Source organism: Vibrio sp. 10N.222.46.A1 (assembly GCF_041473595.1).
GTDB lineage: Bacteria > Pseudomonadota > Gammaproteobacteria > Enterobacterales > Vibrionaceae > Vibrio > Vibrio tasmaniensis_A.
In genome coordinates, this window is the sequence record NZ_JBFRSN010000253.1 from 1 (window position 1) to 7,383 (window position 7,383).

Sequence of the window (7,383 nt, forward strand, 5' to 3'; positions counted from 1 at the left end):
GTCGCTAAGCGTGTTCGAACTGAAACTGAAATTGGCGGAAGCGCGGTTTCCGTTGCTTACGCAGCTTGCACATTAGCCAAACACATCTTTGAGTCGATTGCTGAATCAACGGTGTTACTGGTAGGTGCGGGTGAGACGATTGAATTGGTGGCAAAACACCTTTCAGCGAATGGTTGCACCAAGATGATTGTGGCCAACCGAACTCGTGAGCGTGCTTTAGGGCTAGCTGAAGAGTTTGGTGCTAAAGTGATTAGCCTCAATGAAATCCCCGATCACCTGCATCGAGCGGATATCGTGATCAGCTCAACCGCTAGTCCACTGCCTATTATTGGGAAGGGCATGGTTGAGACCGCACTTAAGACAAGAAAACATCAACCGATGTTGTTGGTTGATATTGCAGTTCCCCGAGACGTTGAGTCTCAGGTAGGCGATCTGAATGATGCTTACCTGTATTCCGTTGATGATCTGCAGTCGATTGTTGATGGCAACATTGAACAACGTAAAGTGGAAGCGATCCAAGCGGAAGCGATCGTTAGTGAAGAAAGTGCAGCATTCATGAGTTGGATGCGTTCACTGCAAGCGGTAGACAGTATTCGTGACTATCGAAAATCGGCCAATGAAATCCGAGAAGAATTATTAAGTAAGAGTTTACAATCACTTGCCGCTGGCGGTGACCCTGAAAAAGTTTTACTTGAGCTAAGTAACAAGCTCACAAACAAATTGATCCATGCTCCAACGCGTGCACTCCAAAGTGCAGCAGAGCAAGGAGAACCTGCAAAATTAACGGTCATTAGACAGAGTTTGGGCTTAGAAAACCCTCAATAATATTCGACCTCCAACAGAATAAGACATTATGAAAGCCTCGATTCTAATAAAGCTTGAAACACTTGTTGAACGCTATGAAGAAGTTCAACATCTACTTGGTGATCCCGATGTACTTGGGAATCAAGATAAATTCCGTGCCTTGTCAAAAGAGTATTCTCAATTAGAAGAGGTGACGGGGTGCTTTAAATCATACCAGCAAGCTCAAGAAGATTTAGAAGCTGCTGAAGAGATGGCAAATGAAGACGACGCAGAAATGCGTGAAATGGCTCAAGAAGAAATCAAAGATGCGAAAGCGAACATTGAACGTCTGACTGATGAGCTGCAAATTCTTCTGATTCCAAAAGATCCAAACGATGAGCGTAACTGCTTCTTAGAGATTCGTGCCGGCGCAGGTGGTGATGAAGCGGGGATCTTTGCAGGTAACCTTTTCCGTATGTACTCTAAGTTTGCCGAGAAAAAAGGCTGGCGCGTCGAAGTGATGAGCAGCAATGTTTCAGAGCAGGGCGGCTTTAAAGAGATGATCGCTAAAATCAGTGGCGACGCTGTTTACGGCACAATGAAGTTCGAGTCTGGCGGTCACCGTGTACAACGTGTACCGGAGACGGAATCTCAAGGTCGTGTTCATACATCAGCATGTACTGTTGCGGTTATGCCTGAGATTCCAGAAGCGGATCTGCCAGAGATCAAAGCTGGCGACCTTAAGATTGATACTTTCCGTGCATCTGGCGCGGGTGGTCAGCACGTTAACACCACGGATTCAGCAATCCGTATTACTCACTTACCTACAGGTACAGTAGTAGAGTGTCAAGACGAGCGTTCTCAGCATAAAAACAAAGCGAAAGCGATGGCTGTTCTTGCGGCTCGTATCGTTCAAGCTGAAGAAGAGCGTCGTGCTGCCGCGATTTCAGATACACGTCGTAACCTATTAGGTTCTGGTGACCGTAGTGACCGTATTCGTACGTACAACTACCCTCAAGGCCGTGTTTCTGATCACCGCATCAACTTAACTATCTACCGCCTGAACGAAGTTCTGGAAGGTGATATGCAAAGCCTGCTTGATCCTGTTCTACAAGAGCACCAAGCCGATCAACTAGCTGCACTTGCTGAGCACAACTAATTACTATGCAGTCAGCATATACGGTTGAAAGTGCTTTAAAGTCAGCAATCGTACAGCTTCAAGAGGGCGATAACACATCGCCCTCGATTGATGCTGCGGTACTGCTTTGTCACGCCTTAGATAAACCTAGATCTTACCTACTGACTTGGCCTGAGAAGCATCTCACTTCAGAACAAGAATCCGAATTCCATACCCTTCTAAAACGTCGCTTAACCGGTGAGCCTGTGGCTTATATTGTTGGTGAACGTGAGTTTTGGTCGCTGCCGTTAAAAGTCTCTCCTTCTACTTTAATCCCGCGTCCAGATACGGAACGTTTGGTTGAAGTGGCGTTAGACAAAACGTATGGCAAGCAAGGTGCGATTCTCGATTTAGGAACTGGTACAGGTGCGATTGCTTTGGCATTGGCCTCTGAGATGCCGAACCGACCAGTGACGGGGATTGATCTTCGTCCGGAAGCGCAGCAACTTGCGACAGAAAACGCTCAGCGATTAAATATCACCAACGCCACCTTTTTACACGGCAGTTGGTTTGAGCCTTTGAACCTAGCCAACTCTGAAAAAGAAGCGGTGAAGTTCTCGTTGATTGTCTCTAACCCACCTTACATAGAGAAGAATGCCCCTCATTTATCTCAAGGTGATGTGCGTTTTGAACCGATCACAGCGTTAGTTGCTGAAGAGAAAGGTTTAGCAGATATTCGATACATTTCTGAAAACGCACGAAGCTTTTTAGAAAACGAAGGTTGGTTAGCGTTTGAACACGGTTACGACCAAGGTTTAGCTGTACGTGAGATTATGCAGGCGCTCGGATATCTCGATGTTGTGACAGAGAAAGATTACGGTGGTAATGACCGAGTGACATTGGGTCGTTACTGTTCATAGGCTGCTGTTAATCATCTTGTGAGCAATAGATGATGAACTTGCTAAATTGATACCTTTAACTCGAAAATACACTTAACTTGATAATGCATTTAACGCAGAAATACAGAGCATTAACGGGTATTGTGTGGCTCGTGTTAACGAAAGACATATAAAAATATAAAGGAATACCATGTACGAAGGTTTAAAACATTTTCACCTATTAACGATTGCTATAAGCGCACTGCTTCTTTCGATTCGTTTCGCTCTTATGATGGCTAACTCACCGAAGCTTAAGCATCCTTTCTTACAGCGTTTCCCTCATATCAATGACTCATTGCTGTTGCTTTCGGGTATTGGTTTGATTTTTATCACTGGCTTTATTCCATTTACACCAGCAGCACCCTGGTTAACCGAAAAACTAACCTGTGTTATGGCTTACATCGCACTGGGCTTCTTTGCGCTTAAGCTAGGTAAAAACAAGCTACTGAGAGTGTTCTCTTTCTTTGGTGCGCTTGGCTGGTTAGCGATGGCAGGTAAAATTGCAATGACGAAGACACCAACATTTTTCGGTTAATTATCTCCTTATTTCGGTTAACTACCTATGTACGAATTTTTTGATGAAGACTTTGACCAGCTAGAGTTAGCTGAAGGTGCATTGATCTTAAATAAAGCGATTAACCCAGAAACTCAAGACAGTTGGGCAGAACAAGAGTTGGCGAGATTGTTAAAAGACGCCGAGTTTGCTTTGGTTAACGAAACGGATGAACAGCAGAAGTTTGAATCCTTTATTCGACTATTCTTTTATGAGTGGGGTTTTGCTGGGGATAAAGATGCGTATTTTTCTTCGGAAAACGCATTTATCGATAAAGTACTTGAGAGAAAAAAAGGCATTCCAGTGAGTCTTGGTGCGATCTTTCTTTATCTAGGTCGCAAGTTAGGCTTCCCTGTTGAAGGCGTGTCTTTCCCAACTCAATTCTTACTTAAAGTGAGTTGGTTCGGGCAAGCTGCTGTATACATTAACCCGTACAACGGCGAGTACGTTGGCGTGCAAACTTTACGAGCATGGCTTATTGGGCATGATGGCCCACTAGCTAAGGTAAAAGCTGAACACTTAGAAGTTGCTGACCACCCAACGATTATTGGTAAGTGGCTAGCGTTACTTAAGAGTGCATTGCTTCGAGAAGAGCGTTATACGCTTGCATTGAAGTGTACCGACCTTGCGTTAACGTTTGTGCCGGATGATCCGTATGAAATCCGCGACCGCGGCTTTATTTATCAGCAGCTAGACTGTCATCAGGTCGCTGCTACGGATTATCAATATTTTATCGACCAATGCCCAGATGACCCTGCATCTGAGCTACTAAAATCTCAAGTGAACGTCATGAACGAAAAGATAGTGGTTGTTCACTAATTAATAATTATTTAGAGAGAATATGATGGAACAGAAAACAGTTCACATTGGCAATATGCCAATTGCTAATGACAAGCCATTTACGCTATTTGCAGGTATGAACGTTCTTGAATCTCGCGATCTAGCTATGCAGATCTGTGAGCACTACGTGAAAGTAACAGAGAAGTTGGGTATCCCTTATGTATTTAAGGCGTCTTTCGACAAAGCAAACCGTAGCTCAGTTCACTCATACCGTGGTCCTGGCATGGAAGAAGGTCTTAAAATTTTCCAAGAGCTGAAAGATACCTTTGGCGTGAAGATCATCACTGATATTCACACTGAAGCGCAAGCTCAGCCTGTTGCTGATGTGGTTGATGTAATCCAGCTTCCAGCGTTCCTTGCTCGTCAAACTGATCTTGTTGAAGCAATGGCTAAGACTGGCGCGGTTATCAATGTGAAGAAGCCTCAGTTCATGAGCCCAGATCAAGTGGGTAATATCGTTGATAAGTTTGCTGAGTGTGGCAACGAGAACATCATTCTTTGTGAACGCGGTTCTTGCATGGGTTATGACAACTTAGTAGTTGATATGCTTGGTTTTGGTGTGATGAAGAAATCATCAAACGGTAGCCCAATCATCTTTGATGTGACTCACGCGCTTCAAATGCGTGATCCATCAGGTGCTGCATCTGGCGGTCGTCGTGAGCAAACGGTTGAACTAGCTAAAGCGGGCATTGCGACGGGTATTGCTGGTCTATTTCTTGAGGCTCACCCTAACCCGGATCAAGCTCGTTGTGATGGCCCATCAGCTCTACCGCTAGATAAGCTAGAACCGTTCTTGAAGCAGATGAAAGCACTTGATGACCTTATCAAAGGCTTCGAGCACATCGAAATCAAATAGTTTTATCTGATGTTAAGTCACTAGTATTAACTAGAGAGTGTTAACTCGTTATTTGATTGTAATAGACAAACGCCCAACTCTTAGAGTTGGGCGTTTTTTAATGGAACATCCGTTTAGTTCACCGAAGCCTCGGCCTATTTGGGCTATGACTAAGCTGTCTGTCTGGCTGTTCACGAACTTGTTTTGCAGTGCGTCAATCCACGATAGGCGATTAACCCCTTGTTAACAGAGCCTCTGATTCCCTAAGAAAGCGGTATAGGTGTGTGAGGTCTGTCCTGTTTGTAGTGAATTGCTGACATTCATCACACTTTATAAGTAAACGATTGCCTGTGATGCAGGGGAAGTTTGAGTGTAATCTCATAATTTTGTTACACTTAACTGTTGATTCATGCGTGACCAATTCGACATAAATATGAAATCATCGTGTTACATTTAGAATGTTAATTTAAGATTAGTCATGTTGAAGTCTTATTGTTCGAACTCCAGACAAGGAGTCGCAATGGATTATAGAAAGCAGTGGATTCCCCTAAAAAGTTCAAAGGTATGACAATGAAGCAACGCCTTATTCTAAAGACAGCACTAAGTGCTGCAATCCTAGCTACTTTGGCTGGATGTGCGTCTCAATCAGCTCATGATTGGAACCAAGACGAAACTTATAAGCTAACTATCCTGCATACGAACGACAACCATGGTCGTTTTTGGCAGAACAAATACGGCGAATACGGCATGTCTGCACGTAAAACGCTTGTTGACCAACTTCGTGCAGAAGTTGAAGCAGAAGGCGGTAGCGTGTTGCTTCTATCTGGCGGTGACATCAACACTGGTGTACCAGAGTCAGACCTTCAGGATGCAGAACCTGATTTTAAAGGTATGAATAAAATTGGTTACGATGCAATGGCATTAGGTAACCACGAGTTCGATAACTCACTAGACGTACTGCAAAAACAGATCGACTGGGCAAACTTCCCAATGCTATCTGCAAACATCTACGACAAAGCGACAGGCGAGCGTAAATTCCAAGCTTACGAGATGTTTGAAAAGCAAGGTATCAAAATTGCTGTTATCGGTCTAACGACTGAAGATACTGCGAAAATTGGTAACCCAGAATTTATTGCTGGTATCGATTTCCGTGACCCTAAAGAAGAAGCGAAGAAACTGATCGCTGAACTTAAAGAAACAGAAAAACCCGATCTTATCTTCGCTGTGACTCACATGGGTCACTACGAAAATGGTCAGCGTGGTGTTAATGCTCCGGGTGATGTAGCACTAGCTCGTTACCTAAATGAAGGCGATCTAGATATGATCGTTGGTGGTCACTCTCAAGAGCCTGTATGTATGGAAGGCCCTAACGTTGCGAAGCAAAACTTCAAGCCGGGTGATGAGTGTAAACCAGACGTTCAAAACGGTACTTACATCGTTCAAGCTCACGAGTGGGGCAAGTACGTAGGCCGTGCTGATTACGAATTCCGTAATGGCGAACTAGAGATGGTGAGCTACGACTTGGTTCCCGTTAACCTTAAGAAGAAAGTTAAGATTGACGGCAAGAAGCAACGCGTTCTTATTCAAGATGAAATCGCACAAGATCCAGAGCTGCTTGAATTCCTACGTCCTTTCCAAGAACAGGGCCAAGCTCAGTTAGAAGTTCAAATCGCTGAGACAAATGGCAAGCTTGAAGGTGACCGTAACGTAGTTCGCTTCCAACAAACTAACCTGGGTCGTTTGATTGCGACTTCTCACATGGAGCGTGCAAAAGCAGACTTCGCTGTGATGAACTCTGGTGGCGTTCGTGACTCAATTGAAGCCGGCGATGTGACGTACAAAGATGTACTAACAGTACAGCCTTTTGCAAACATCCTGACTTACACTGATATGACTGGTAAAGAAGTTCTAGATTACCTAAACGTAGTGGCGACTAAACCTGTTGATTCAGGTGCTTATGCACAGTTTGCAGGTATTTCTATGACTGTCGCTGACGGTGAAGTATCGAATGTCTTCATCGGTGGCAAGCAGCTTCGTTTAGATGAAACATACCGCTTTACGGTACCAAGCTTTAACGCTGCTGGCGGTGACGGTTACCCTAAACTGTCTGATCACCCTGGCTTTGTGAACACAGGTTTTGTTGACGCTGAAGTACTAAAAGAGTACCTAGAAGCAAACAGCCCTGTTGATGTGAACAAGTACGCGCCTTCAGGTCAAATGGTTTACAAGTAATTGAACCCAGTTAATTGAATCACTAGGTGCTAAATTAGATTGACTCTAGCACCATGATAAATTTAACTAAAGCGACGCCTCGGCG

The 7,383-nt window shown here is 44.3% G+C and carries 7 protein-coding genes; all 7 read left to right on the plus strand.

The window, feature by feature from the left end; translation table 11 throughout:
- Nucleotides 1-825 (plus strand): glutamyl-tRNA reductase (gene hemA, locus AB4496_RS08615; protein ID WP_372130819.1); only part of this gene is annotated, 825 nt, incomplete at its 5' end.
- Between the two features lie 28 nt (nucleotides 826-853).
- A complete protein-coding gene (gene prfA, locus AB4496_RS08620) occupies nucleotides 854-1,942 on the plus strand; it encodes a peptide chain release factor 1 (protein WP_009848728.1) in 1,089 nt (362 codons plus the stop codon).
- 5 nt (nucleotides 1,943-1,947) lie between these two features.
- Nucleotides 1,948-2,820: a peptide chain release factor N(5)-glutamine methyltransferase gene (gene prmC, locus AB4496_RS08625; protein ID WP_102257965.1), complete on the plus strand. Its 873-nt coding sequence runs from the start codon at nucleotides 1,948-1,950 to the stop codon at nucleotides 2,818-2,820.
- Between the two features lie 169 nt (nucleotides 2,821-2,989).
- Nucleotides 2,990-3,373 (plus strand): SirB2 family protein, encoded by a 384-nt coding sequence (locus AB4496_RS08630; RefSeq protein WP_009848726.1) that lies wholly within the window; start codon nucleotides 2,990-2,992, stop codon nucleotides 3,371-3,373.
- 27 nt (nucleotides 3,374-3,400) lie between these two features.
- Nucleotides 3,401-4,210, plus strand: coding sequence for a SirB1 family protein (locus AB4496_RS08635; RefSeq protein WP_017097592.1), 810 nt, complete (start codon nucleotides 3,401-3,403; stop codon nucleotides 4,208-4,210).
- A gap of 22 nt (nucleotides 4,211-4,232) precedes the next feature.
- Nucleotides 4,233-5,087 (plus strand): 3-deoxy-8-phosphooctulonate synthase, encoded by an 855-nt coding sequence (gene kdsA, locus AB4496_RS08640; RefSeq protein ID WP_012603393.1) that lies wholly within the window; start codon nucleotides 4,233-4,235, stop codon nucleotides 5,085-5,087.
- 549 nt (nucleotides 5,088-5,636) lie between these two features.
- Nucleotides 5,637-7,298, plus strand: a complete 1,662-nt coding sequence (gene ushA, locus AB4496_RS08645) for a bifunctional UDP-sugar hydrolase/5'-nucleotidase UshA (protein ID WP_029223112.1) — start codon at nucleotides 5,637-5,639, stop codon at nucleotides 7,296-7,298.
- Nucleotides 7,299-7,383 lie beyond the last annotated feature (85 nt).

Excerpts from the sequence above, each read along its gene's own strand:
- prfA (WP_009848728.1), top strand. The coding sequence starts at position 854 with ATGAAAGCCTCGATTCTAATAAAGCTTGAAACACTTGTTGAACGCTAT.
- AB4496_RS08635 (WP_017097592.1), top strand. The coding sequence starts at position 3,401 with ATGTACGAATTTTTTGATGAAGACTTTGACCAGCTAGAGTTAGCTGAA.
- AB4496_RS08630 (WP_009848726.1), top strand. The coding sequence starts at position 2,990 with ATGTACGAAGGTTTAAAACATTTTCACCTATTAACGATTGCTATAAGC.
- ushA (WP_029223112.1), top strand. The coding sequence starts at position 5,637 with ATGAAGCAACGCCTTATTCTAAAGACAGCACTAAGTGCTGCAATCCTA.
- prmC (WP_102257965.1), top strand. The coding sequence starts at position 1,948 with ATGCAGTCAGCATATACGGTTGAAAGTGCTTTAAAGTCAGCAATCGTA.
- kdsA (WP_012603393.1), top strand. The coding sequence starts at position 4,233 with ATGATGGAACAGAAAACAGTTCACATTGGCAATATGCCAATTGCTAAT.